The sequence below is a fragment of the Leifsonia sp. 2MCAF36 genome (assembly GCF_052115525.1).
Classification (GTDB): Bacteria; Actinomycetota; Actinomycetes; order Actinomycetales; family Microbacteriaceae; genus Leifsonia.
In genome coordinates this window covers 124,768-151,633 of the sequence record NZ_JBFRGV010000005.1, presented here as the reverse complement: position 1 = coordinate 151,633, position 26,866 = coordinate 124,768, and the positions used below count along the sequence as shown (strand labels likewise).

At 63.2% G+C, this 26,866-nt stretch carries 21 protein-coding genes; 16 read left to right on the top strand and 5 right to left on the bottom strand.

Going from position 1 to position 26,866, the window contains the following annotated elements; all coding sequences use genetic code 11:
* Positions 1-4: 4 nt before the first annotated feature.
* Entirely contained in the window at positions 5-904 is a 900-nt protein-coding gene (locus AB4079_RS09555; protein WP_441787058.1) for an SMP-30/gluconolactonase/LRE family protein, read from the bottom strand.
* Positions 901-1,698 (bottom strand): IclR family transcriptional regulator, encoded by a 798-nt coding sequence (locus AB4079_RS09550; protein WP_441787057.1) that lies wholly within the window; start codon positions 1,696-1,698, stop codon positions 901-903. Before AB4079_RS09550 ends, AB4079_RS09555 begins: the two co-directional genes overlap by 4 nt.
* A gap of 78 nt (positions 1,699-1,776) precedes the next feature.
* On the opposite strand from AB4079_RS09550, the gene AB4079_RS09545 reads away from it, so the two are divergent.
* The 3 genes from AB4079_RS09545 to AB4079_RS09535 are packed head-to-tail and all read left to right on the top strand — an operon-like array spanning position 1,777 to position 6,641.
* On the top strand, positions 1,777-3,492 hold the full coding sequence (locus AB4079_RS09545) for an IlvD/Edd family dehydratase (protein ID WP_441787056.1): 1,716 nt from the start codon (positions 1,777-1,779) through the stop codon (positions 3,490-3,492).
* A complete protein-coding gene (locus AB4079_RS09540; protein WP_441787055.1) occupies positions 3,479-6,295 on the top strand; it encodes an FAD-binding and (Fe-S)-binding domain-containing protein in 2,817 nt (938 codons plus the stop codon). Before AB4079_RS09545 ends, AB4079_RS09540 begins: the two co-directional genes overlap by 14 nt.
* Positions 6,296-6,323: 28 nt before the next feature.
* Complete coding sequence (locus AB4079_RS09535) at positions 6,324-6,641, top strand: hypothetical protein (protein ID WP_441787054.1); 318 nt, start codon at positions 6,324-6,326, stop codon at positions 6,639-6,641.
* Here the strand turns inward: AB4079_RS09535 and AB4079_RS09530 are convergent.
* Entirely contained in the window at positions 6,610-7,485 is an 876-nt protein-coding gene (locus tag AB4079_RS09530; RefSeq protein WP_441787053.1) for an alpha/beta hydrolase, read from the bottom strand. The genes AB4079_RS09535 and AB4079_RS09530 overlap by 32 nt on opposite strands.
* A gap of 343 nt (positions 7,486-7,828) precedes the next feature.
* Here AB4079_RS09530 and AB4079_RS09525 point away from each other — a divergent pair, with 343 nt between their 5' ends.
* The 6 genes from AB4079_RS09525 to AB4079_RS09500 are packed head-to-tail and all read left to right on the top strand — an operon-like array spanning position 7,829 to position 14,537.
* Positions 7,829-9,520, top strand: a complete 1,692-nt coding sequence (locus tag AB4079_RS09525) for an alpha-keto acid decarboxylase family protein (RefSeq protein WP_441787052.1) — start codon at positions 7,829-7,831, stop codon at positions 9,518-9,520.
* Between the two features lie 32 nt (positions 9,521-9,552).
* Positions 9,553-10,818, top strand: coding sequence for a Glu/Leu/Phe/Val family dehydrogenase (locus AB4079_RS09520; protein WP_441787051.1), 1,266 nt, complete (start codon positions 9,553-9,555; stop codon positions 10,816-10,818).
* Between the two features lie 27 nt (positions 10,819-10,845).
* On the top strand, positions 10,846-12,018 hold the full coding sequence (locus tag AB4079_RS09515) for a pyridoxal phosphate-dependent aminotransferase (RefSeq protein ID WP_441787050.1): 1,173 nt from the start codon (positions 10,846-10,848) through the stop codon (positions 12,016-12,018).
* Complete coding sequence (locus AB4079_RS09510; protein WP_441787049.1) at positions 12,011-12,751, top strand: sugar phosphate isomerase/epimerase family protein; 741 nt, start codon at positions 12,011-12,013, stop codon at positions 12,749-12,751. The genes AB4079_RS09515 and AB4079_RS09510 overlap by 8 nt, the downstream gene beginning before the upstream one ends.
* On the top strand, positions 12,748-13,872 hold the full coding sequence (locus tag AB4079_RS09505; protein ID WP_441787048.1) for a Gfo/Idh/MocA family protein: 1,125 nt from the start codon (positions 12,748-12,750) through the stop codon (positions 13,870-13,872). The genes AB4079_RS09510 and AB4079_RS09505 overlap by 4 nt, the downstream gene beginning before the upstream one ends.
* Positions 13,869-14,537 carry an RraA family protein gene (locus AB4079_RS09500; RefSeq protein ID WP_441787047.1) on the top strand — a complete coding sequence of 223 codons (669 nt, stop codon included), beginning with the start codon at positions 13,869-13,871 and terminating at the stop codon, positions 14,535-14,537. The genes AB4079_RS09505 and AB4079_RS09500 overlap by 4 nt, the downstream gene beginning before the upstream one ends.
* Before the next feature lie 213 nt (positions 14,538-14,750).
* On the opposite strand, the gene AB4079_RS09495 is transcribed toward AB4079_RS09500, so the two are convergent.
* Positions 14,751-15,365: a TetR/AcrR family transcriptional regulator gene (locus AB4079_RS09495; protein WP_441787046.1), complete on the bottom strand. Its 615-nt coding sequence runs from the start codon at positions 15,363-15,365 to the stop codon at positions 14,751-14,753.
* A gap of 382 nt (positions 15,366-15,747) precedes the next feature.
* Here AB4079_RS09495 and AB4079_RS09490 point away from each other — a divergent pair, with 382 nt between their 5' ends.
* The 4 genes from AB4079_RS09490 (at position 15,748) to AB4079_RS09475 (ending at position 19,862) form a co-directional block, all read left to right on the top strand.
* Positions 15,748-17,061 carry an ABC transporter substrate-binding protein gene (locus tag AB4079_RS09490; RefSeq protein ID WP_441787045.1) on the top strand — a complete coding sequence of 438 codons (1,314 nt, stop codon included), beginning with the start codon at positions 15,748-15,750 and terminating at the stop codon, positions 17,059-17,061.
* Between the two features lie 217 nt (positions 17,062-17,278).
* Positions 17,279-18,097, top strand: a complete 819-nt coding sequence (locus tag AB4079_RS09485) for a carbohydrate ABC transporter permease (RefSeq protein ID WP_441787044.1) — start codon at positions 17,279-17,281, stop codon at positions 18,095-18,097.
* Entirely contained in the window at positions 18,094-18,987 is an 894-nt protein-coding gene (locus AB4079_RS09480; protein ID WP_441787043.1) for a carbohydrate ABC transporter permease, read from the top strand. The genes AB4079_RS09485 and AB4079_RS09480 overlap by 4 nt, the downstream gene beginning before the upstream one ends.
* A 41-nt stretch (positions 18,988-19,028) precedes the next feature.
* A complete protein-coding gene (locus tag AB4079_RS09475) occupies positions 19,029-19,862 on the top strand; it encodes a TIM barrel protein (protein ID WP_441787042.1) in 834 nt (277 codons plus the stop codon).
* Positions 19,863-19,956: 94 nt separating this feature from the next.
* Here AB4079_RS09475 and AB4079_RS09470 read toward each other — a convergent pair whose 3' ends face one another.
* Positions 19,957-22,386: a glycoside hydrolase family 2 TIM barrel-domain containing protein gene (locus AB4079_RS09470; RefSeq protein WP_441787041.1), complete on the bottom strand. Its 2,430-nt coding sequence runs from the start codon at positions 22,384-22,386 to the stop codon at positions 19,957-19,959.
* Between the two features lie 265 nt (positions 22,387-22,651).
* Here AB4079_RS09470 and AB4079_RS09465 point away from each other — a divergent pair, with 265 nt between their 5' ends.
* From AB4079_RS09465 to AB4079_RS09455, 3 genes are all read left to right on the top strand, one after another.
* Positions 22,652-23,821: a sensor histidine kinase gene (locus tag AB4079_RS09465; protein WP_441787155.1), complete on the top strand. Its 1,170-nt coding sequence runs from the start codon at positions 22,652-22,654 to the stop codon at positions 23,819-23,821.
* Entirely contained in the window at positions 23,818-24,477 is a 660-nt protein-coding gene (locus AB4079_RS09460) for a response regulator transcription factor (RefSeq protein ID WP_441787040.1), read from the top strand. The genes AB4079_RS09465 and AB4079_RS09460 overlap by 4 nt, the downstream gene beginning before the upstream one ends.
* Positions 24,478-24,598: 121 nt before the next feature.
* A complete protein-coding gene (locus AB4079_RS09455) occupies positions 24,599-26,806 on the top strand; it encodes an MMPL family transporter (protein ID WP_441787039.1) in 2,208 nt (735 codons plus the stop codon).
* The last annotated feature ends 60 nt before the right edge of the window (positions 26,807-26,866 follow it).

Genomic DNA, 26,866 nt, shown 5'->3' with positions numbered 1-26,866 from the left:
CCTCTTACTTGGTTGCCGGGGTAGGGAGGCCGCTCCAGAGCGGTTGGGGCAGCCCGCGCACTCCGGGTCGGGTGGTGAAGATGTGTCCGGACAGCGGGTGGTCTGCCAGCTGGCTGTTGGAGAGGTCCTGGATGGCCGTCGTGATGACGAGGGTGTCGAGGTCCGGACCAGCGAACGCGACGCTGGACGTGTGTGGGGTGGGAATCCGAATGGTGTGAACGAGATCTCCGGAAGGCGAGAAGCGTTGAACCTGGCCGAGTCCCCACACGGCAATCCACAGGTGCCCGTCGGCGTCGATGGTCATACCGTCGGGGTAGCCCTCGTTGAATGAGATGAAAGAATCGCGCGGTCCGGTGCGACCGGTATCGGACTCATAGCTGCGCCGGTAAACCACCTGACGCTCCGTATCAATGCTGTACAGGGTGCGCCCGTCCGCGCTCCAGGCAAGGCCGTTGGACAGTGTGAGGTCGTCGTCGATCTTCGCAATCTTCCCGTCAGAGTCGATCGCGACCAGCGATTCGGTCTCTGAGGGCCCCGCGAGCGACAGGGTCCCAACAAGGTAGCGGCCTGCCGGATCGGCCTTGCCGTCATTCAACCGGGAGCCGCTGCTCTCGGGGAGGATGCGCGGGCCTTCGTGCACCTGGCCGTCAGGGGTGCGGAACAGAATGTGATTGTGGCCGGCGACGATCCATCCGCCGACCGCCGAGACGCCCACCGCGCCCACGGTGTCGTCGAATCGGACCGTTTCGACGACGCGGATCGACCCGTCACGCAGCAATTCGCCGCTGAACGCGCGACCGGTGCGAATGTCGACCCAGAGTAGTCGCTCCCGAATCGGATCCCAGAGTGGTCCCTCGGCGAGGAAGTACGCATCCTTGGTCCCAACCGTGATGTCGGTTATCACGCGATGCGCTCCTGCCAGCCGGTGGCCTGGCGAATGATGGCGCGGACCTCGTCTGCCGCGTTCACGAGCGTTGCCAGCGGCGTGCGGTAGGCGACCGCGCTGATGCTCACCGCACCAGAGGGCTCGCTAGGGGATGCGAGGTAGACGGGAACGGCGATGCAGTTGATGCCGGCTTCGTTCTCCTGATCATCGACCGCGTAACCAAGCTCGCGGGTCTCACTCAGCCGCGCGTGTAGATCGGTGGCGGTGGTGGCTGTGTGGGGGGTGCGCTGCTCGAGCGAGCGCTCCCCGATCCACTGCTCTACCTGCTGGAGCGTGAGCAGGCGAGACGCGAGGAGCGCTTTGCCGACGCCTGTGCAGTGCGCGGGATTGCGGCCGCCAACGGTCGAAGACAGTCGGACCGCGCCGGTGAGAGGGTCGACCTTGTCGCGGTAGACGACCTCAGTGCCGTCGAGGACGGCGAAGTGGATGGTCTCGTTGAAGCGCTCAGAGAGCTGGTCCAGGATCGGCCGGACGCGGATGTGCTCGGGACGCGCCTCGTGGTGCGCGAAGGCGAGTCGAATGAACTCGTCGCCGAGGATGTAGTGGCCACGGCCGTCCTGGCTGGCGAAGCCGGCTCGCTTGAGGGACGCCAGAGCCCGGTGCACGGTCGGTTTGGGATGACCAGTCCGCTGCACCATCTCTTCGAGGGTGGCGCCGGCTGGGCGCCCGGCGAGCTCCGTGAGAACCGCCAGTACGCGATCTGTACCGACCAGGCGCTCCTCGCCCTCGTTGGCCGCCGCTTTGTCTGACATCAGTTGGTGTCCTCCCCGTCGGTCGCCTACGCTAGCAACAGTTTCACTGATTAGACCACAATTCCGAAAGTTGGAACAATGGCGTCGAACCTTCGCAGTTCGGAGTGGTACTCCGGCGACGACCGCAACTCTTACATTCACCGGGCTTGGATGCGGCGCGGCCTCCCGCACGACTTCAGCGATCGACCGCAGATCGCGATCGCCAACACCGCCTCGGATCTGACGCCGTGCAATATGCACCTCACGGAAGTGGCGCAGTCGGTGAAGAACGGCATCTACGAGGCCGGCGGCATCCCGCTCGAACTGCCTGTCGTGTCGCTGGGGGAGACCCAGGTGCGTCCGACGGCGATGCTCTGGCGCAATATGGCGGCGATGGCAACCGAGGAGATGCTCCGAGCCAATCCGATCGACGGGGTGGTGCTGCTGGGCGGATGTGACAAGACCATCCCCTCGCTGCTGATGGCTGCCGCCTCGGTGGATCTGCCCGCGGTCGTCGTTCCCGGGGGTCCCATGCTCACCGGCCATTTCCGCGGCGAACCTCTGGGTTGTGGGACGGACGTGTGGCGCCTGAGTGAAGAGGTCCGCGCCGGGACCCTCAACCAGCAGCAATTTTTGAAGTCGGAATCGTCGATGATCCGCAGCAAGGGACATTGCAACACGATGGGCACCGCCAGCACGATGGCGTTGGTAGCGGAGGCCCTGGGAACCGTTCTTCCCGGCCTCGCCGGCACGCCCGCCCCGGACAGTCGACTACTGGAGTCCGCTCACGAGACAGGGCGGCTCGCGGTCCAACTGGTCGCAGAGGACCGGCGACCGAGCAGCTTCCTGACAAAGGCGAGCTTTCACAACGCCATCGTCGCTCTGGCTGCCATCGGCGGCTCGACCAACGCGGTCGTTCACCTGCTGGCGATCGCGGGCCGACTCGGAATCGAGCTGACCATCGACGACTTCGATCGGATTGGCGCCCAGGTACCGCTGCTGGTCAACCTGCAACCGGCCGGTCAGTATCTGATGGACGACCTGCAGCGGGCGGGAGGCTTCCTCGCCGTTTTGCGCGAAGTTCAAGATCTGCTCGACCCCAGTGCACTGACCATTACTGGCAAGCCGCTGGTCGACTACCTGGCCGACGCCCGCATCTGGGACGAAGACGTGATCACCCCGCGCGAGACGCCCTTGCAGCCCGCGGCCGGCATCAGTGTCCTTCGCGGATCCCTCGCGCCCGGGGGCGCCCTCATCAAACCGGCCGCAGCGTCCGCGCATCTCTTGAAGCACCGCGGCCGGGCGGTGGTGTTCGACAGCATCGAAGACTTCCACGCGCGCATCGACGACCCGGATCTCGACATCGACGAGAACTCGGTGATGGTGCTTCGCGGCTGTGGCCCGAAGGGGTACCCCGGGATGCCCGAGGTCTCGAATATGCCGCTGCCGAAGAAGTTGCTGGAGCGCGGCGTGCGGGACATGGTCCGCATCTGCGACGGCCGCATGTCCGGCACCGCCTACGGAACCGTCGTTCTGCACGTCACACCGGAAGCGGCAGCGGGCGGTCCGCTCGCTCTGGTGCAAACGGGCGATTGGATCAGCCTGGACGTCCGCAACCGGCGACTCGACCTCGACGTCCCCGCCGAGGAGTTGGCTGCTCGCGTGCCCAATGAAGCCACCGTCGACGGGTTCGCGAAGCCTCGGCGCGGGTGGGAGCGGCTGTATGTCGACCATGTGATGCAGGCCGACACTGGGGCTGACTTGGACTTCTTGGTCGGCTCGAGCGGACCTAAGGTCAGCCGTGAGTCCCACTGAAACCCGGCTGCAAGCCGTCGACCCGGCTCTTCTCCGCGCAATCGAGGGGGCCTGCGCATCGGTGGCCACCCGCGCAACGGATCGGTTGGCTGCGGCGCACGACGCCTCGCACTACCTGCTGACACCGCAAGCGGTCGCTGCCCCCTCATCCGCCACCGAAGTCGGCCAGCTCTTCCGGGCCACTCAAGCGCAGGGGATCCCGCTGACGTTCCGTTCCGGTGGCACCAGTCTCAGTGGCCAGGCCGGCACGTCGGGCGTGCTGGTAGACACCCGGAAGCACTTCCGGTCGGTCCAGATTCTCGACGCTGGCAACCGCGTGCGTACTGGACCCGGAGCCACGGTCCGAATGGTGAACACGCGCCTGGCGCGCCACGGCCGGAAGCTCGGGCCAGACCCGGCAAGCGAGATCGCCTGCACGATTGGCGGGGTCGTCGCGAACAACTCCAGCGGCATGTCTTGCGGAACCCACTCGAACACGTACCGCACTCTCGAGTCCGCCGTTCTCGTTCTGCCGAGCGGCACCATCATCGACACGGCGCTGCCCGACGCGGACGAGGTCCTCCGCGAACGCGCGCCCGATCTGTACGCAGGCCTGGGGGAACTTCGCGAGCGGGTCCGGTCGAATCCTCAGTCTGTCGCCACCATCCGGTCGCTCTACGCGATCAAGAACACCATGGGCTATGGATTGAACAGCTTCGTCGATCACTACCGGCCGGTAGACATCCTCGAGCACCTCGTGATCGGCAGCGAGGGGACTCTGGCGTTCGTGGCAGAAGCGGTCTTCAACACCGTGGCTATCAAGCCGCACATGGCGACCGGTCTCTTGATTTTCGCGGATCTCTCCGCTGCGACGTCAGCACTGCCCGCTTTGGTGGCAGCTGGTTTCGCCACCATCGAGTTGCTGGACGCGACCAGCCTCCGGGTTGCGCAACGTGATCCAGAGGCGACAGAGGAACTGCGTGAGTTGAGCGTCCAGGACCACGCCGCACTCCTGGTGGAATATCAGGAGGAGACTACGGCCGACCTCGAACGGCGGCAGACCGAAGCGCCAACCGTCTTCGCCGCTCTCGCGTTGGCAGAGCCGGGCCAGCTGACCACGGACCCCGGCCGCCGTGCCCAGCTCTGGCACATACGCAAAGGTCTCTACACGCTCGTAGCGGGAAACCGTCCCACCGGGACGACCGCACTGTTGGAAGACATCGCCGTTCCGGTCGAACGGCTCTATGAGACCTGTCGGAAGCTCATCGAGCTCTTCGAAAAGCACCAGTACCAGGACTCCGTCATCTTCGGACATGCCAAGGACGGCAACATCCACTTCATGCTCAACGAACGCTTCGACCAGCCGAAGTCCCTGGCACGGTACGAGGCCTTCACCGAGGAGATGGTGGAACTGGTGCTTGACCAGGGAGGCACCCTCAAGGCCGAGCACGGCACCGGACGCATCATGGCACCGTTCGTGCGCCGCCAGTACGGTGACGAACTTTATGGAGTGATGAAAGCGGTCAAGCGTCTGTTCGATCCCAAAGGGCTGCTAAATCCCGGCGTTCTGCTGAATGAGGACCCTGATGGTCACGTCAGCAACCTGAAGACAGCGCCGACTGTCGAGGACGAGGTCGATCGCTGTGTGGAGTGCGGCTACTGCGAACCCGTCTGTCCCTCTCAGGATCTCACCCTGACACCGCGGCAGCGCATCGTCCTTCGCCGGGAAATGGCCGATGCCGAAGCTGCGGGTGACACCCGCCTGCTCTCCGAGCTGCGCAGCGAGTATGAGTACGACGGCGAGCAGACCTGCGCCGTCGACGGAATGTGTCAGACCGCGTGCCCGGTGCTGATCAACACGGGCGATCTCGTTCGACGCCTCCGTGCCGAGAATCAGGGCCCCGTCATGCAGGTCGGGTGGAAGTCCGCGGCCCAACATTGGGGGACGATCAGCAAGGCAGGCGGCGTGGCGATGACGGTCGCGAACGCCCTGCCCGAAGCGGTCCCTCGATTCGCCACCTCGATAGGCCGTGCGGTGCTGGGAAAAGATGTGGTCCCCGAATACTCCGCCGATCTTCCCACCGGAGGCAGACAACGCCAGGCGATAACGGCACCGGATCCTGTTGCCGTCTACTTCTCCAGCTGCACGAACACCATGTTCGGACCAGTGGGCGAGACCGGCGTCAGCGAGTCCTTCCTCACCCTCTGCGAGCGAGCCGACGTGACGGTTTCAGCCCCACAGGACATTCCATCGCTGTGCTGCGGCACCCCGTGGAAGTCCAAAGGGCTCACCGAAGGTTACGAGGCGATGAAAGCACGGGTTGCCGCATCGCTTCGCCGCGCGACCCGCGACGGGGAACTGCCGGTCGTGTGCGACGCGTCTTCCTGCACTGAAGGCTTGCAGGTCCTGCTCGAAGCTGCGGAGGCGGCCGATATCTCCGTTGTGGATGTGGTCGAATTCGTCGACCGCGAGGTTCTGCCGAAGCTTCCCGTCGCGCAGCACAAGGTCGCCTCTGTGGTGGTGCATCCCACCTGCTCCTCCGTTCACTTAGGACTTGACGGGGCACTTCGTCGGGTCAGCAACGCGGTGGCGGACGAGGTGATCGTTCCCGACGACTGGGGATGCTGTGCCTTCGCCGGCGACCGAGGGATGCTGCATCCCGAGCTGACCGAGTCGGCCACGCGCCGCGAAGCTGCCGAGGCGAACGCTGCAGGTGCTGTCGCTCACGCGTCGGTGAACCGGACGTGCGAGTTGGGAATGACCCGAGCAACGGGCCATCCTTACCGACACATTCTCCAGCTCCTCGAAAGCGCCACCCGATGACCCCCGCACATCAGACAAGGAACCGATCATGACCAGTTCAACACTTTCCTCTCAGTCGACCGTCGGCCAGTGGCTCGACGACCCGGCCGGCGCCGCGATCTTCGACGAAATCCTCAGCCAGGCCGGCGCCAGCCGCGCCTCACTTGAGCCCGTGCGCTCGCTTCCTCTGGCGCAGTTGGTTCCGATGAGCGGTGGACTCATCACCGACGAGACCGTCGCCGAAATCGTCCAGCGCGTCGGAGGTGTCGAGTCGACAATCGATCCAGCTGCCTCCACGACGGGCGCCGCAGAGGCAGCAGCCTGGGTCGAGCGAATTACGCCCGACCGAGTCGGCCCGACGTCGTAGATCGTATCCAGCGAAGGATACGATCCACACTCCTTCTCGCCGCCTCTGGCTGGTCGCGAGAAAGGTGGCCGTGGCGAGTTCCGGGCTCCGAGACATGTAAGACGTCGACGCCCGCTATGGCTAGCCCCGCGGCGAACGCTTCACCCGATGGCCTAAGCGTGTCGAACTCCGAGTTCACGATCAGCGTAGGCGGGAGTCCCGAAGCATCGTGCCCTCCTGGGAAGGCGTATGGGTCTCTAAGTGAGTCGGGGTTGCCTACGTAATTCAGGTTCATTGCTTCAATGAACTCGGAAGAGAGTGCAGACTCTGCTGGCAATGACTGGATTTTCGCCGCCAGCCCAGGGCGTGGTGGCAATGCCATCGAATGAAAGTCGCCGTAGGCAAGCACGAGCGACGCGGGCATTGCATGGTTCCGGTCCCGCAGCCGAAAGGCGAGTCCAGCAGCAAGGTTGGCGCCTGCGCTTGCGCCGCCTAGGGACCACGGCAACTGAGGCGCCGTCAACCGTGCCCATTCGAATGCTCGCTCAATTTCGTCCAGCGCCACCGGATATCGCGCAGACCCTGGATTCTTAGGGGCGGGGATGTTGCGTAGACGAGCAAGGGGTTCCCACGGCGCCAACTGGTAGTCGACGCTAATGACTGAAATCCCGGCGCTCGCGAGCTGACTCGCAAACCAGTCGCTTTCGTCCATGTCTAGGTCTCCGAAAGCAAAAGCGCCGCCGTGGACCCATACGATGCCGGCCACGGGCGCCCCTCCAGAAATGGCTCGAAACGAGCGGACGGTCAACTTCCCGTGGGGTCCGTTGAGGATCTCATCTTTGATGCTTAACGCTGAGCGTGACATTGATTCGACCTCGTCAAGTGCATAAGAGTGGGTTCTGAAGTCCGCTAGGACTTAGAGAGTTGCGAAGCTGGCCTGCCGACCTTCTGGCCGGTGAGGTGACCGCATGCGCGAGCCGGGTGTTTCCGTCCATTCTCCGTCGACGACGTCGTGGACGGACTCCCGGTTGACGGTCATGGAACTACGCACCGTTGGCGCATGGGAGCGTAGCCTCCGCTTTACAATTGAGAAGATCCTCTCACTAAGAGTACATCACCCATTGATATCACGCGAGTTTCGGACTCAGCGCCTCTTCAAATGAGAAGAGCGTCTTGTTTTTTCGCTTCTAAGTTGCTGTAATCGACGTATGCACCTCCACGCTTCGGACACCGTTTCGGTCGGCGAGTACCTCGCTCGCCGGCTCAAGCAGCTCGGTATCGATCACCTCTTCGGGCTGCCCGGAGACTTCAACTTGAGCCTGCTCGACGAGATGCTGGCCTCGGGGGAATTGAGCTGGATCGGCTCGACGAACGAGCTCAACGCCGCCTACACGGCCGACGCGTATGCGCGCGTCCGACGGGGCTTCGGTGCGCTCGTCACCACTTACGGTGTGGGCGAACTGTCCGCGATCAACGGCGTCGCGGGGTCTTACGCCGAGGACGTGCCCGTCATTCAGATCACCGGTTCACCGTCGACAGCGGCCGCGCGCGCCGGCACCCTTCTGCACCACACTCTCGTGGACGGGGACTACGACCACTTTGTTCGGGCGTACCGGGAGTTCACAGCCGCCGCTGTCACTGTGCAGGCGCAGACTGCCGCGGCGGACATTGATCGCACTCTTATCGCCGCGCTTCGCACAAGTAAGCCCGCCTATCTATCGATCCCGACGGACGTCGCGGTCGCGCAGATCGATGGATCAAACCTTGCACACCCGCTCACCGCCCCATATAGCGATGCGGGTTCCCTTGCTCGATTCACCAGCGCGCTTCGCGAAAGACTCGCCGGAAGCAGTGACGTGACCGTCCTTGCCGGGCCGCGGCTGCATCGCCGCAGCTTGGAGCAAGCTCTTCGGGAGCTCGCAGAGGTTCCCGGCGTTCGCATCGCATCACAATCCGGCTCCAAGGCGATCATCGACGAGTCACATCCGCGAAGCTTGGGTACCTACCTCGGGGCGCTGACCCGATCCGCCGAAGCGCGCGAGATGGTCGACTCGGCTTCGCCACTGATTCTGGCTGGGGCAGTGTTGAGCGATCTGCTCACCGGGTTCTTCTCGCACGGGTTCGATCCTCAGGAGAGCGTCGAACTCGGTCTCACTGAGGCGAGAATTGGTGCCACCCACTTCTACGACGTAACCCTCGTCGACAGCCTGCACGCGGTGCGATCGGTCGTGACTGAGCTCGGGCTCTCCGACGACGGGGACCTGCCGACAGCCCACGCTGGAGTGGAAGCGGCGTCGGCTTACGACGAGGGAATGACCCAGCAGATCTTCTGGGCGGCTATCCAGCGGTGGCTGCCCAGCAAATCGATTGTCATCGCGGACGCGGGCACGGCCTTCTATGGCGCCCTTGAACTGGCGATGCCCGACGACAGCGACCTCCTCGGTCAGCCCATCTGGTCTTCGATCGGATACACCGTCCCAGCCACGCTGGGTGCCGCGCTAGCCGATCGCGAACGCAGACCGGTACTTCTCGTAGGCGACGGCGCCGCGCAGCTGACGATCCAGGAGCTCGCGACGATCCTGCAGAACGATCTGACACCGGTCGTCTTCTTGCTGAACAACCGCGGCTACACCGTCGAGCGGGCGATTCAGAGCCCGAACGCGATCTATCAGGACGTGACGGAGTGGAACTGGAGCGCGCTTCCGGCTGTGTTCGGCCCCGACCGCAATGCCAAGACGCTCGTGGTCAAGACTCGCGCGGAGCTCGATTTCGCACTCGACATCGCCTCGCGCTTACGCGACCGACTCGTCTTCATTGAAGTGCACCTGCCCACCTACGACAGTCCCGCCATTCTCAAAGAGTTGGCTGCGGGACTGGCAGCCGCCAGCTCGGCCGAGTGACGCGGACCGACTCGGGAAAGCAAGGCTTCACGATGAACCCGCTCACTAGTTCGGACACCTCCACACCTCTCGCCTCCGCCCGGCACCAGCTCCGCGAGGCGATCGATCACCTGGGCTATGACGAGGGCACCTATTCGATCCTCGCGAACGCTCGTCGGGAACTCACGGTGAGCGTCCCTCTCCGCCGAGACGACGGATCGATCGAAACGCTCACTGGATACCGTGTCCAGCACAACCTGTCGCGCGGGCCCGCGAAGGGCGGTATCCGTTATAGCCCGATGGTCGAACTCGACGAGGTGCGCGCTCTAGCGATGTGGATGACGTGGAAGTGCGCGCTCCTTCGCGTTCCCTATGGCGGCGCGAAAGGCGGCATCGCTCTCGATCCGCGACAGTACAGCGTGGGAGAACTTGAGCGCATCACCCGTAGGTACACCAGCGAGATCGCGCACTTTATCGGCCCCGACCGAGACATCCCAGCGCCCGACGTCGGCACCGATGAGATGACCATGGCGTGGATGATGGACACCTTCTCTGTCAACGCCGGACACACCGTTCTTGGCGTTGTCACGGGCAAACCGCTCGGTCTCGGCGGCTCCCGCGGGCGGGCGTCGGCGACTTCTCACGGGATCGGGCACGTCAGCCTCGCCGCACTGGATCACGTTGGGGTCGCCAGGACGGGCGCTACGGGCGCGGTCCAAGGGTTCGGAAAGGTGGGACGAGGTGCAGCTGTATTTCTTGCCGACGCGGGGGTCCGGGTCGTCGCGGTTAGTGACCAATACGGGGCCATCTTCAATTCCAATGGCCTGAACATTGCAGCCCTGGAACAGCACGTCGACAGGGAAGGAACCGTGGTCGGCTTTGGTGAAAGCGATCCGATGGATGCTGACGCTCTACTTCTGCTCGACGTCACGGTGCTGGTGCCAGCTGCCGTAGAGGGCGTCCTTACCAAAGCCAACGCCGGCGACGTGCGCGCTCGCGCGATCGTCGAGGGCGCCAACGGGCCGACGACCCCCGAAGCCGACAAGCTTCTCGCTGATAACGGCGTGCTTGTGGTACCCGACATCTTCGCCAATGCGGGCGGTGTAATCGTCAGCTACTTCGAGTGGATTCAGTCATCACAGTCTTACTGGTGGTCCGAAGCAGACGTCGAAGAGAAGTTGAAAGAGCGGATGTTGCACACCTGGGAACAGCTGCGGGATCGCGCAGAAGCCGACGGGCGCACGCTTCGAGCTACAGCGACTGCAATCGCGGTGGAGCGCGTTGCCGATGCTCATCGGCTTCGCGGGCTCTACCCCTGAGCCTCACAACCCGTACCAAGGAGAACCATGAACACGATCATCGACAACCGGACGGCAGCGCTGCCTGACCGAATTCGGCTGGCGTCCCGGCGACCGAAGACGCTCGGCAGCGCAGTTCCGGGCTCAATCTCGCTCGCCATGGGGGAGCCGGATGGCGACACCCCGCAGACCGTCGTGGCCGCCGCCCGTAGGGCGCTGAGCGAGGGGCGGACCCGGTACTCGCAGATCACCGGATCACCCGACCTGCGCCGGGCACTTGCCGGCCATCTCAGCGCCACCACCGGTAACGACATCGGTTCAGCCAATGTCGTGTTGACCCACGGCGGCAGCGCAGGCCTAGCTGCCACGATCATGGCGTTGGTCTCGCCTGGCGATCGAGTCTTGATCCCGGAGCCCAGCTATTCGCTCTATGCGGATCACATCGCAATGGTGGGTGGAACCGCGGAGTGGATACCGAACCTGCCCGATGGGCATCTAGACCTGACGCAGCTGGCCGCTGCGGCCGGTGACGCCCGGATGATCATCCTCTGCAACCCGGTCAATCCGACCGGCGGCGTGTTCGGGGCCGAGGATCTCGCCGGACTTTCGAGGATTCTGGCTAACAACCCGGAGCTGTACCTGCTCAGCGACGAGGCATACAGCGACATCATTTTCGACGATCTGACGTTCAACTCGGCGGTGACACTCGAGTCGTCGCTGTCTCAAGTCATCCTTGCGGGCACGTTCTCCAAGTCCTACGCGATGACCGGCTGGCGCCTCGGCTTCATCGCAGCTGCAGAAGAAATTGCGGACGCCATCAACCTCGTCCACCGCACCATCAATGGCCCGTTGAGCACATTCATCCAGGATGCAGCGATCGAAGCGCTCCGTATTCCGGAAAGAGAGCTTCACACTCTCGCGCTCGGGTACCAGCGTCGGCGGGATCTCGTGCTGAAGTACCTGGATGGCATCAACGGTCTGAGTGTTGCCCGCCCGGAGGGAGCCTTCTACGCCTTCCCCCGAATCCGCTCAAAGCTCAACTCCGAACAGCTGACAGCCCGCTTCGCGGAGGGCGGTGTGCTCGTGCGGGCCGGCTCGGAGTTCGGTGTCTCGGGCGAGGGACACGTGCGCCTGTCATTTGCCACCGACGATGAGTCGCTCGAGGAGGGCCTTCGCCGCTTCGTCGCCGTTGTTCAGGAGCTGGAGGCGCCAAATGAGTAAGCAGCCGTATTCGGTGCAGCTCTACACGCTGCGGAAATCACTCGAGATCGACCTTGCGGCGACCCTTACACAAGTGGCCGGCATGGGTTTCAAAGCTGTCGAACTGTACCGTATCGAGCAGTACGCCGACCAATACGCAGAAGCTCTCGCATCGACAAGGCTGACCCCACTGAGTGCGCACGCAACGCTTGTGGAAGGGAACGCGGAGCTCGCACTTGCGTCGGCGGCGCGCTTGGGCGTCGGCACGGTGATTGATCCGAAGATCTCTCCCGCGCGTTGGACGACGCGACAGAATATCGAGTCCGCCGCCAGCGAACTCAACGAGATCGCTCGCCGCGGGCGCGACCACGGGGTGACGGTCGGTTACCACAACCATGATCATGAGCTGCGTGCATCGGTCGATGGGACCACCGGGCTGGAGATCTTCGCGGACGCGCTCGATGACGATGTGATTCTGGAGGTGGACACTTTCTGGGTCGAGATCGGCGGAGCGTCGGCACCGGAGCTACTTTCGCGGCTCGGCCGAAAGGTCCAATTCATCCACGTGAAGGACGGACCGTACTCGACCGTGCTCGCCGACCAGAAACCGGTCGGGCAGGGGCAGATGCCGATCGCCGAAATCTTGCGAGCCGCCCCGGATGCTGTCCGGATCGTCGAACTGGACGATTACACCGGTGACCCCATGTCCGCCGTTGAAGAGAGCCTGCGTTACCTGGAAGGCGCCGAGATATGAACCTCGAACCGGTTGGGGTCGGCATCATTGGAGCCGGTGTCATCAGCAAGTACTACCTCGACAACTTGGTCAAGTTTCCGGATCTGAGGGTGGTCGCGATCGCCGACTTGGACGTGTCCAAATCAAAAGAACGTGCGGAACAGTTCGGGATCCGATCGACGAGCATCACTGAGTTGCTCGCCGACGAGGACATTGAGATCGTCCTCAACCTCACCGTTCCGAGCGCTCACTACGACGTCTCGAATCAGATCCTGCGGAGCGGGAAGAACGTGTGGAGTGAAAAGCCGATCGCGCTCGCGCGCCATGATGCCTTGACCTTACTGACGTATGCCGAGCAACGTGGACTCCGGGTCGCCTGTGCTCCCGACACGATCCTGGGCGCATCATTGCAGACAGCGCAGCGCACAATCCGCGCCGGCCGTGTCGGGGACGTCAAGAGTGCAGTGGCCATCATGCAATCACCCGGCCCAGAAGGCGGACACCCTAACCCCGACTTCTACTTTTGGCCAGGCGGCGGCCCTCTGCTCGACATGGGCCCCTACTACTTGTCAGCTCTCGTCATCAACCTGGGCCCAGTGAGTCGGGTACAAGCAATCTCCTCCACCGCCCGAGCCGCACGCCAGGTGCAGATCGGTCCACGCGCGGGCGAGTCCATCGACGTGATGGTGCCCACTCAACATATGGCGCTCCTGGAGTTCGGCGACGGTGCGCGGGCCACACTCATCACCAGCTTCGACTCGGGTGTGTGGAGGGATCTCCTGGAGATTCATGGAACGGACGCCACCCTCGAGGTGCCAAACCCAAATCGGTTCGATGGCACTGGGCGTGTGGTGCCCCTCCACGCTGAACCGGAGGCGGTCCCCGCAATCGGGTCGACTTTCGGTCGCGGCGTCGGCGTGCTGGACCTCGCACGGAGCCTGCGAAGCGGAACGACGGAGAGAGCCTCGGGGCAGTTGGCGCTCCATGTTCTCGACATCCTGCTGGCTATTCAAAGGTCGGCGGAGACAGGGCTTCCGACTGAAGTCTCATCGACCGTCGTTGTGCCGGAACCCCTGGACCCCGCATGGGATCCCACAGAGAAGACCTTAACTACAATCGCCAAGGGAGGTGACAACGCATGACCGAGCGTACGATCGACGGCTACTCGGCAGCAGAAGTCGGCGCCGACAACGTTCACATCGACAGGGGATGGGACCGACCTGACGCAAGAGTGGTCGAAGCGTTTGCCTCACACTCAACAGCCAACATCGGCGATGCAATCGGACGGCTCGGCATGCCCGACGGGGGAATTAAGCCAATTTGGTCCGGCGCGAAAGCAGCAGGAACCGCCTTGCCGGTCCTCGTGACCGCCGGCGACGACCTCGCCGTTATCGAAGCCGTGTCGGAGATTCGTCCGGGCGATGTGATCGTCATCAATGGCTTCGGGTACACCGGGCGAGCCGTCATGGGGGACATCCTCTCGCAGATGTTCGCCGCGAAAGGGGCGACGGGGGCGATTGTGGACGGCGCCGTTCGGGATGCCGCCGACATCGAATCTCAGGGGTTCCCTGTGTGGGCGCGCGCCGTCACGCCTGCTGGGCCGTGGAAGAACGGGCCGGGAACTGTTGGCAAGGCTGTCGCGATTGGCGGTGTGGTGATCCATCCTGGGGACATCGTCGTCGGAGATGGGGACGGCATAGTCTGCGTACCGCGCGATGATGCCGAACGTGTTTTGTCTGAACTGGAGCGTGTGGTCGAATTCGAGCAGCAGATGCACGCGGCGAACCGGGGGCAGGTCGCCTTGTGATCTGCGCGGTCTGCGGCATGCGGCTCAGTGACGGTTGCAGCCAACACCAACCGGTCACGATCGCCAGCAAACGGTCGTCCGCTCCGGCCGACTCGAAACGTGGTTTCGCCTTCGCTGCGGCGCCAGACCGGCGCGGCCGTGCGTCTGATTCCCATTGAACTGACGATGCCAATAGAAAAAGGGAGCCGGCGGTCGCAGGCTCCCTTTTGCCGCTCAGGAGGCGTTGATCGAGCGGGTATAGGCGCGCGATAGCGTGTTCTCTGCCCACCCGGTTATCGCGCCGGCAACAGCATCGCCGAGGTGCTCCGCGATGCGTGCAGCTCCAAGGTGCTCCGTCTGGTGCAGATCGATGATTTCACGGGGGTCCGTCAGCAAATTAGCCAAGAAGAGCGCCTGACGGAGCATCGACTCGGGCTGCTCGATTTGCTGGAGCAAGGCTGCGACCGGGCGCTCCCAGATCTCTCGCGAACGCTGTATCACGGCCTCGCCGGCGTCCCATCGCTCGAGATATCCAGTTCGAGAGCGCAATTGCACCATGACCTTGCCGTGCTCGAGGACGAGATCTATCCATCGGGCGAGTACAGCGTCGAACAATTCCACGCCGGAGAGGGGGCAATCATGAGAGAACGAACGCAGCTCGTCAAAGATGCGGATCACATACGCGGCGATGAGCTCATCCACGGAGGAGAAGTAGCGATAAGCCGTAGCGGTACTGATTCCGGCTCGTGCAGCTGCGGACTGCATGTTGACGCCGCCGGGATTCTGCTCGATCTCTTCGCCCACAGCTTCCATCAGCCGGGCGATGTTGCGACGAGTATCGCTCCTCACTTGCCCTCCTCTCTGATCGGGCCCGCGATACGCGAAACCAAGAAAGTATTATCAGTTCAGTTTGCCATCGCCTCAGGCGCACACGCAAGCCGACGGACAGAAATCGCGCTGATTACGAATCAGTTTCGGTCACTGGAATTAAGTTGACACGAAAGTCCCCCAAGTAGCACACTTGTCTCAAGTGAGACACGATTCTCGTTTTTCGAGTCTTTCCCGCCGGCCCCACCCGAGGCCCGGTTCTGTGCTTGTTGCGAAGCGTTTGATCAATGGAGATAGATACAGAATGAGCAACGCTAGTGCACCGCCTCGCAGCGAGACCAACAGTGTCCTGACACATGAAGCGGTCGCCGCCACGGCGGTCGGCCCGAACAAGGGAGTATCAATGGCTTCGAAACGGCTAATGGTCGGGGCGGCAGTGGTCGCGCTGGCCGTGACAGCTCTGACCGCCTGCACCGGTTCAGGTTCCGGGGCGTCTTCGTCCCCGACCTCGAGTTCAAGCAAGCCGGTAACGGTTGACTTCTGGGGAGCCGCGATCGGATATGACAAGTCCGTCGCGCTCTTCAACGCATCGCACAAAGACATCCAAATCAACTACACGCAAATTTCGGCTGGAAGCGCGGGCGGTTACGCCAAAATGCTCAACGCCGTCAAGGCCGGCAATGCGCCGTGCCTTGGCCAAGTGGGCTACGACACTCTCTCAAGCTTTGCAGCCGCGAACGCGCTCGAAGACGTCTCCAAGTTCGCGAATTCCAGCAAGAAACTCTTCGCCCCCGCCGCCTGGCAGCTGAGCAGCATCGGCAAGCAGGTCCTCGGAATTCCACAGGACCTAGGGCCGATGGCGCTCTACTACCGCACCGACCTCTTCACGCAGTACGGAATCACGCCACCGAAGACCTGGGCCGAGTTTGCAACGGACGCGGCGACTGTTCACACGAAGAATCCGGCGGCATTTCTAACCACCCTCCCGGTGGACGCCTATGACCTCGGCGCGCTCAGCTGGCAGGCGGGCGCCCAGTGGTTCGGTACTGCGAACAATAAGTGGCAGGTCAAGATCGACGGCTCGCAGACCCAGAAGGTCGCAAGCTACTGGCAGGACTTGGTCAACAAGCAGTTGGTGGTCAGCGAGCCGACGTTCGACACCGCTTGGTACAAGGATTTCCAGGACGGTCGGGTCTTGTCCCTGGTTGGCGCGGTGTGGGCATCGCCTTTGATCGAACAGAACGCACCGGGACTCTCTGGAAAGTTGGGTGTCGTGCAGCTCCCACAGTGGACGGAAGGAAAGAGCATCTCCGGGAACCGCGGCGGCTCTTCGTTCGCGGTGCTCAAAGGCTGCAAGACGCCGCAGCAGGCGACGGAGGCCGCCCTCTGGATGAGCACTAGCCCTTCCAGTGTGACAAACCTGATCACCAACACGGGCATCTATCCGGCGGCGTTGTCCGGCCAGAAGCTTGCGGTGCTCAGCAAGAAGTCTGACTTCTATGGCGGCCAAAACGTCTACGACGTGTTCAAGAAGGCCGCTGCGAATACGCCTTCGAATTGGGTTTGGGGCCCGACAATGAGTGTGCTCCAGCCGTCTTTCAAGGACGGCCTCAAGCAGGTCGGCGCGGGCCAGGGCACCATCCCCGCCCTCGTGACTCAAGAACAAGAGAACACGGTCTCCACCATGAAGAGCCAGGGACTGAGCGTCTCCGGCTGACCGTCCGCACTCTCGAGACCGGTGCCAGGCGGCCCAGGCGGCCGCCTGGCACCATCCCGAACCCCGACCTGATGAAGGAGCAGCCATGACTGCCAGTCCTCTCACGGACAATCGCACTGCGCGGAAGACTTCGCCTAGACCCGCCAAATCAGCGGACAAGCGACGGACGCGTTCGGCGTTCCTATTCCTGAGCCCCTTCGCCCTGGTATTTCTCGCCATGATGGTCGCACCCATTTGCTACTCGCTCTACCAGAGCTTCTTCCGGCTGCAGAGCAGCGGTCTGGGACTGACCGCACCGACAACTGTGTTTGCCGGCTTCGGCAACTACATCAAAGCCATCCAGGACAGTGACTTCCTGATGTCGTTCGTCCGCGTCTTCACAATCGGCATCATCCAGGTTCCGGTCATGCTGATTCTGGGTCTCTTCTTCGCGCTTCTGCTCGACTCCGCCTTCGCGCCGTTGCGGAAGACGTTCCGGCTGATCTACTTCCTCCCGTATGCGCTTCCCGGCGTCATCGCGGCGATCATGTGGTCGTTCCTTTATCAGCCGAGCATCAGTCCGTTCACGCAGATCCTGCAGATCTTCGGGCTCAACGTGAACTTTCTCTCCAGCAACCTCGTCTATTTCTCGATCGGGAACATGATGACCTGGGGCTACACGGGCTTCAACATGATCATCATCTACTCTGCCCTTCAGGCGATCCCGGGCGAGCTGAATGAAGCTGCCAGCCTAGACGGATGCGGCTGGTGGCGGACCGCCTGGCACGTGAAGATCCCGTCCATTCGCTCGGCCCTCATCCTCACCGCGGTTTTCGCGATCATCGGAACGGCGCAGCTCTACAACGACCCGCAGATTCTCTCGCAGGTCGCGCCATCCGTGTCGTCTACTTTCACACCGATCATGGCTGCGCAGCAATCCGCCGCAGGCAACAACTACAACTACGCGGCGGCGCAGTCGATCATCCTCGCGTTGGTGACGCTGGTGCTCTCGTTCGCATTCCTCAGATTCACCCAGCGGAAGGAGGCACGCTCATGACCGCTGTGGCTGAGCGAACCGAACCGACCAGGGCAGTGCCGTCCCGGCAGTCCCGCAACGTTTCGTTCTCGGGTCGCGCGGGAGCCTTCATCGTGATGGCGTTCTTCGCCATCTACACCCTCGTGCCGGTGTGGTGGCTCCTGGTCTCGGCGACCAAGAACAAGGCTTACCTCTTCACCACGAACGGGCTCTGGTTTTCCCACTTCGACCTTTGGGGAAATATCCGGGATGTCTTCAGCCAGCAGAACGGCATCTTCGCGATATGGGCGCTGAACAGCGTCATCTATTGCGTCGGCGGCGCTGCGATCAGCACGTTCCTCTCCGCCATGGCCGGATACGCGCTGGCCAAGTTCAAGTTCCGTGGTCGCGAAGCGATTTTCAACGTGATTCTCGCCGCGGTCCTGGTCCCTTCGGTCATGTTCGCGCTACCGCTCTACCTCATGTTCAGCGAGGTCCATCTCGTTAACACCTATTGGGCGGTGCTTTTGCCCAGCATCGCCAGCCCGTTCGGTGTGTACTTGTCGCGGGTCTACGCCAGCTCTTCAGTGCCGGACGAACTGCTGGAAGCAGGGCGGCTCGACGGCGCAAGCGAGGCCCGCATTTTCTGGCGGGTGGCCATGCCGATCATGTCGCCGGCGCTTGCCACGGTGTTCCTGTATCAATTCGTGGCGATCTGGAACAACTATCTGTTGCCGCTGCTCATGCTCAACAACGACACGCTTCAACCGCTGTCGGTCGGACTGGCGAACTGGCGGGCCCGCCTGACCGAAGGCATCCCGTACAACGTCACGATCACCGGGTCGTTCCTCGCGGTGATTCCGCTCATCATCGCGTTCTCGATCCTCCAGAAGTACTGGCGTTCCGAGTTGGCCGCGGGAGGCGTGAAGTAGCTGGCACGAGCAGTCCGTGCCGTCCTGAAGGGACGGAGCGGATGGGGGAGCGGGAGAGGATCGGGACCTCTCTCGCTCCCGATGTCTCTGCCGGAGATACGATCTCGGTCAATCTCGAGCTCCTTTTTACGGAAGCTGGGGAGATTTACGACAGGGTTGCTGCAGCCGCGTCAGCCGGATACTCCAATGTAGAGATCTGGGGCTGGCGCAGCAAAGACCTCGGTCGACTTCGCGAGGTACTCCGGTCGGCCGGCTCCAGACTGGTGTCGATGACGGTCGATCCGCAGCTCGATCTTGGCGACCGGGCATGTCATGCCCGATATCTCGCAGGCGTCAATGACTCCATCACCGCCGCACTAGCTCTCGGCGAGCCGTTCCTGGTCGTCGTAGCCGGTCAAAGGGAACCGGCGATTTCTTTCGCAGACCAGCGGGAAGCAGCGCTGGAGGTGCTGGCCAAAGCAGCGAAGCTGGCCCAGGCGGCCGGTGTGACGCTATTGCTGGAGCCGTTGAACGATCGAGTCGACCATCCGGGCTCCCTTTTGACCTCAACTGAAGAGGGGCTCGACTGGGTGCGCGAGGTCGGCTCCAAGCACCTGCGTCTGTTGCTGGACGCCTATCACTCACTGACCATGGGCGAGGATCTTTGCGATCTTATGTCGGACGACGTCGGCCTGGTCGGACACGTGCAGGCCGCAGATGTTCCAGGCCGCGGGGAGCCCGGAACCGGCCTGGAGAATTGGGAATCCCACTTGCACGTGCTTCGAACTCTTGGGTATAAGGGCCTGTGGGGCATGGAGTATCGGCCCAGTGTCGCAACTCAGACGTCGCTTGTGACCATTCACGCCATCGTTCAGCGCATGGACCGCGCCGAATGAGAACGAAGGGCCCGCATCCTCGACGCCGCCCTCCGTTCTGGGTTCTAGTGCGGTTCGATGTTCTGGGCCACCTAATGGTTGCTGGCAGCCACAGCTAGCTGAGCTCGACAGTGGCACTCGCTGTCGGAAGGCCAGGCGTGCTTGTAATCAGTCGCACAGTTCCGGCCTCGCCGGTCGACCGGACCGCCGCAAGGGCATGGCCCTTATATGTCGTCGCAGCGTTGCCGAGGTAGGTTTCGTCAGTGGCCGGAGTCGCCGCTCCGAACCCTTGCAGAAGCCCTGGGCCTTCGAGTTCGACGGTTACGACGCGGTCGTCGGTCTCGACGAGAACACCAGCGTCGTCGCGCAAGGTGATGTCGACAAAGAAGATCTCTTGGTCAGAGGCGGGAGCCCCGCGGCGATCGACGTTCAAAGCGATGGAGGCCGGCCGGCCGGCTGTCTGAATTTGCGATCGACCGATCTCCTTCCCGTCGCGGAAGGCGACTACTTCAAGAACACCCGTCTCGTAGGGGATTTCTGCCGCGGCGAGACATGGGCGGTCTGTACCCACTTCCGCCGATGCGACTGCGGCGCCGTTGAGCCGGTACTCGATCGAATCACCGGTCGAATACACCTCAACATGCAATGGCGTGCCCGGGGGCGCGTCCACGGTCCAGTTCGCCGCGACGTCGCTCCATGTCCAGGCGCGCGGCTCGATGAAGAAGCCGTCTTGTCGGTACTTACGTACGCCAATGTAGGGGGTGTCCGTCAGGCCGAATACTGCTTCCCGATAATAGGAGAGCGGGTTTCGTCGCCCGACGATGTCGAGATCTCCCTCCTCTGCCGTCAGCCAGGGGTAAGGCGCCCGATGAACGATCTCATCTTCGGGATAGACGTGACGCCCGGTTCCAACCTCTCCGAGGAAGTCCCACGCCGTCCAGGTGAAGTCGCCGATCACATGCGCGTTCTCGATCACGAGTCGCCAGATCTCGTCGATTTTCGTTGGGAAACTCTCGGTCGACAGCACGACGCGATTCGGATGCTGCTCCTTGTCGAGCATGAAGCGGTCGTCGCCATAGTTGAGCCCCATGACATCGAGCGCGGATGCAGGTTCCAATAGGCGTTCGCTCACGGTGTTAGAGGTGACCAGAATCTTGATCATCTCGGTCACCTGACCGAGGTAGTCGTTGATGCCCTGGATCTCCGCGCTCTTCTGCGACTGTGCGCGAAGCTCAGGGATCTTGTCTCGGCCGATGTACATCCCTTGCAGCGCGTGGGTGATCAGCCGGGTCGGGTCCTGCTGACGCAAGCGGTCAGCGAGGAGTCGCCCGTACCGTCCGCCATGCGAAGTTCCTGCTTCAATGATCTCGTTTCCAACCGAGTAGAGGATGACGCTGGGATGATTGAAGTCTTTTGCTACGACGGCGTCGATGTCGCGTTCCCACCACAGTGAGAAGCGTTTGGAGTAGTCGTCCCCGGACTTTGGGACGGTCCACATGTCGAAGACCTCATCCATCACCAGGACTCCGAACCTGTCGCAGGCGTCCAGCAGTTCGCGGCTGATGGGGTTGTGGGCGGAACGGATCGCGTTGAATCCTGCTTCCTTCAGGAGTCGCACGCGTCGGTCGGCTGCAGCTTGGAACTCGGCGGCTCCCAGAATGCCGTTGTCGTGGTGAATGGCACCACCGCGGAGTTTCACACTCGCGCCATTGATGCGGAGCCCGCGTACGGGATCCACAGTTACCGTTCGTACGCCGAAGGTGGTCGATGCTTCGTCCGTGCTCTCGCCCGGGACCTGGACTCGCACCTGTGCCTCGTAGAGAGTCGGGGTATCCACGGACCAGAGGTTCGGGCGGTGCAAAAAGACTCGCTGCCTTGCGACCGTGACGTCACCTGGCCGTAGCGTGATTCGAGTTCGCTCAGTAGCGGCGATAGCGCCGGAAGCATCGCGGACCTCCACGTCCACATCTGCGATCCGGGTGCCGATGTCTTCGTTGGCGATTTCGGTTTGAATGACCACGGAAGCAAGGTCATCATCCACATCGGGCGTCGATACCCGTAAGCCAGTAGGTGTGACGTGCACCAGGTCGCCGATGAGGATGTTCACCGGGCGGTAAATCCCACCGCCCGAATACCAGCGGGAGTCCTGGTGGGCCTGGCTGTCCACCCGGATTGCGTTTCGGGTTCCGTAGAGAAGAAATGCGTCCGCCGCCACATAGAAGGTCGAGTAGCCGTTGGCCCACTGCCCGGCAAGGGCTCCGTTGATGTACACCGCAGCGTCTCGGTAAACACCCTCGAACTCAAGGGTTACACGTTTGTTTGCCCACTCGGAAGGGACATCGAACCATTTCTCGTATGACCACTTCCCATCCTTGAAGTAGGCCGTCTGCGGTCCGCCGGAATGGTCCGCGGAGCGACCGCCGGCCAACATCGCGTCATGCGGCAATGTGATCGTTGCATCACCCGGACCGGCGACGTTGATCGCCTCGTGTACGGAGATCAAGGGCCCGAACTGCCAGTGGTCGTTGAACGGGTAGCGAAGCACTGCACTCCTTAGGGCGTCGAAGCCGTCGGAGCCCGGCCTCAGTATCGGTGAACTGAGACAAGTCTCTCATTTCGGGAGACGAAGCGGCAACTACGCGTGGGCCGATGTCGCGGCACGAGGGTTCTTCTTGCTCATGGCAACCTCTCTCTGGTGGTTCTTCCATCGTCGACCGATGTGCCACCGGCGTCGTCGTACAAACGGAGCGACGGATCTCATCCAGATGCAGTACCTGCGCGCACTTGGCGCCGCGGACAATAGGGGGGTGATGAAACAGCACGGGGAGGAATGGCCGCGTCTGGTCTGGTATCTGCGCGGACATTTGCTGGACCGCGTGGTGTTCGTCGCCAGCATTCTGGCGGTCCTCACGGAAGCGTGCGTTCTCCTCCTTTCGGGTTTCTCGCCGGTGGGCTTCGTCGGAATCGCGTTCTCCGCAGCGGGAGTGATCGTCAGCAGGCGCTATCCCGTGTGTGGATTGGTGCTCGTCGTCGCGGGTGCTGTCGCCTCCGCCCTGTACAGTGACGAGGCGGTGGCGGCGTGGACGATTGTCGCGATGACGCTGTTCTCAGCCACCGTTCGGGGAGCACGTGCGCTGGTGGCGTCGATCCTCTCGGCGGTCGTCGTGTATCTCGCCATCGTCTATCGTCAGGGCAGTTGGGGCGCGCCGGATGCGCTGATCGCGGCCACCCTGATCGTCGCCTTCGGGGCGACCGGTGTTGCCGTCCGGGCACAGCAACGTTACTGGGAGACGCTTCGCCAACGGACGGCCGATGCGATCGCGACGCGCGACATCGAAGCGGAGCGCCGGGTGGCGGAGGAACGGATCCGGATCGCTCGTGACCTTCACGATGCTGTGGGGCACGAGGTGGCCGTGATCAGTATGAACCTGGGCGCTGCCGAGGTCTGCCTCGGCTCGGACACGTCCGCTGCCCGAGGGGCGCTGCAGGCCGCGCGGGCGGGGGTTCAGGAAGTTCTCCACGAAATCCAGCACATTCTCGACATCCTGCGACGAGGCGACACGACGGCTGAGCGCGTGGGGCCAGTGCCGGCCGCCAGCCAGATCGCGGTACTCGCCAGAGCGTTCGCGGATGCGGGGATGCTGATCGATGAGCGGATTCAGCTCGACCTCGACGACGCGATCGACCAGGGTGTGAGTGTCGCCGCGTTCCGGTTCGTGCAGGAGGCGCTCACCAACGCCCAGAAACACGGAGTCGGTACCGTCGCCCTCACAGCGCAGACAGAGGGTTCACGCATGCGGTTGCGGGTCGAGAACGATCGGGACCCGGCAAGAGTCGGTGCGACGCTCAGAGACGGATATGGTCTGGTAGGGATGCGGGAACGGGTCGAGTCGGTCGGCGGACGCCTGTCGATCGAGGACGAGGCGTCCCGCTTCCAGGTGTCCGCGGTGATGGACATGCGAGGGAGAGTCGTCACATGATCAGAGTCCTCATCGTCGACGACCAGGAGATGATCCGGGCGGGGCTCAGAACCATCCTCGACGCGCTCCCGGACATCGTCGTCGTTGCCGACGCCCCCGACGGGTTCGCGGCCCTCGCCGTGCTCGAATCCGAACCGGTTGACGTCGTTCTCATGGACATTCGGATGCCCGGCATCGATGGCGTCGAAACCACCCGCCGCATCCGGACGAACTTTCCTCCCGACAGGGTCAAGGTGCTCGTCCTGACGACCTTCGAGCACGACGAGAACGTCCTCGCGGCGCTGCGTGCGGGCGCCAACGGATTCCTGGGGAAGGGGGTCGGACCGACGGAACTCGCCGCCGGTGTGGCGGAGGTCGCCGCCGGGGGTGGGGCGTTGTCTGCGGCGGCCGCGGCGGTCGTCATCGGGCGTGTCGCCGAGACGCAGCATCGCGAGGTCGACACCGCTTTGGTCGCCCGGTTCCAGTCACTCACGCCTCGCGAGCTCGACGTGGTCGTCGCGATCACGTCCGGTCAGAGCAATGAGGAGATCGCAGCGGAGATGTTCGTTTCACCGTTCACCGTGAAGACCCACGCAAACCACGCCATGGCAAAGGTCGGTGCACGGGATCGCGCACAGCTCGTCGCCCTCGCCTTCCAAGCAGGGCTCGGCGCCTGATCTACTGCGAACGCAGTAGATCACTCGCTTCGATCGGACGATTCGGCGATCGCCAGGTGACACAACCATTGGGAGAGTCCTAGCCCGCCCCTGCGGCGGCCACCTCTCTAAACGGAGTCTCATGCCACGTCTCTTGTCGCGGATCGGCGCATTCAGTGCCCGGCACCGCATCATCGTCTCGAGCGCCTGGATCGTCATCCTCGCAGCGCTTACCGTACTCACCGGCATCGCCATCACATCTCCGGCAGACGGCGGCAGCTCGAGCTCCACGCCCTCGACGGCCGCATCCAAGGCACTGAACGTGCTGAACGAGGAGTTCCCGTCGACCGGCTCGTCGGACGCCGGGAAGTCTCTTCAGCTCGTCGTGCAGACTCGGGACGGATCCGACATCACGGACGCCGCCGTCGCTTCAGGGGTGAACTCTCTGCTGAAAAACGCGCAGGAGCTGCCGCACATCGCGTCGGTTTCCGACCCGTTCGACCAAACCCGCCCGTACGTCTCCAAGGACCGCACGACGGCTGTGTCGACGCTGACCTTCGACACGATGAGCGACGAGGCAGCGACCGCCGCGTATGAGAAAGCAGTCGACCTCGCGAACGACGCTCCGAATGACGTGAAGGTGCTCGTAGGCGGAGCACTGGTCGACGCGACTCAGCCGCCCTTCGGCCCTGGTGAAATCGTGGGGATTCTCGTGGCCTTCCTCGTGCTCCTAGTGACCTTCGGGTCGCTGCTCGCGGCCGGCGCGAATCTTCTCGTCGCGTTCAGCGGAGTCGCCGTCGGCACCCTCGGAATCCTCGGCTTCGGCGCCTTCCACCCCATCCAGGACACGACGCTCACCCTCGCGAACATGCTGGGCCTCGCCGTCGGAATCGACTACAGCCTCTTTATCGTCACCCGGTTCCGCGCTGAGCTCCGCGACGGACGCTCGGTGCAGGACGCGGTCCGCCGGGCCGTGGGAACCGCTGGCACCGCGGTCGTCTTCGCCGGGTTGACGGTCATCATCGCGCTGCTTGGGCTCAGCGTCGTCAACATTGGCTTCATCACCGAAATGGGCGTCGCGGGCGCGTTCGGCGTCCTGATCGCCGTACTCATGTCGCTGACCCTGCTGCCCGCACTCCTGCGTACGCTCGGCCTGCGCGCGCTGCCGAAGAAGGAACGCGTGGCGCTCGCCGCGGGCAAGCCCCTCCCTGAAAAGCGCCGGCGTCGATCGTTCCTCACAGGATGGGGCAGGTTCACCGTCCGGCGCCCGCTCCTCGCCATCTTCGGCGGCATCGTCATCCTGGGTGTCGTCGCCATCCCGATGCTCAGCATGAAGACCGCCTCGAGCCTTCCCGGCGGCCTCGACCCGGCGTCCATGCAGCGGCAGGCGTACAACCTCGTCGTCGACAAGTTCGGCGGTGTGCAGAGCCCGCTGATCGTCCTTGCAGAGGGCCGGGACATCAGCCGCAGCACGGCGGAAGTCGTCGCCGAGCTCGATACTCTCGAAAGCGTCCAGACCGTCGTACCGGGTGCCGTCGACAAGGCGGGCGACATCGCTCTCATCTCGGTCATCCCCACAGGCGGTCCGATCGATGAAGGCACGAAGAATCTCGTGGCGGACATCCGTGACCACGAAGGCTCCGTCAGCGGGGTGCACCTCGAGGTGACGGGAGAGACTGCGATCGGCATCGACTCCGACGCCGCGCTGCGCCAGGCGCTGATCGAGTACGTCATCCTGATCGTCGGGCTGTCGCTGCTGCTCCTGATCGTCCTCTTCCGCTCGATTCTGGTTCCCTTGGTCGCCACGCTCGGCTACCTGCTCTCGGTGGCGGCGTCGTTCGGCGGAAGCGTCGCGGTGTTCCAGTGGGGCTGGTTGGACGGGCTGCTACCAGCACCCCAAGGCGACCCGATGCTCAGCATCCTCCCGATCATCCTCGTCGGTATCCTCTTCGGACTCGCGATGGACTACCAGGTCTTCCTCGGCTCGCGGATCCAGGAGATGCACCGCCGCGGTCTTTCACCGAAGGAGGCCATCACTGCAGGATTCAGCAAGTCCGCGCCGGTGCTGGTGGCCGCCGCGCTCATCATGGCCACGGTCTTCGCGGGCTTCGCCACCAGCCCGATGACGGTGGCCGCATCGATTGCGTTCGGGCTCTTCGTAGGAGTGCTCGCCGATGCGTTCATCGTCCGAATGATCCTGATGCCCGCGCTGCTCTCTCTGCTCGGCAGCTGGGCGTGGTGGATCCCGAAATGGCTGGACCGAATCCTGCCAAACCTCGACGCCGAGGGCCATTCGCTCGAGCAGGACGACGACGAGCCAATGATCGAGGAGCGTGTGCTCACCCGCTGACCGACAGCTCGCCTGACGCTCGTCGTCAGGTACGGTGACGTGCCGGCTGCGCCCTCGAGG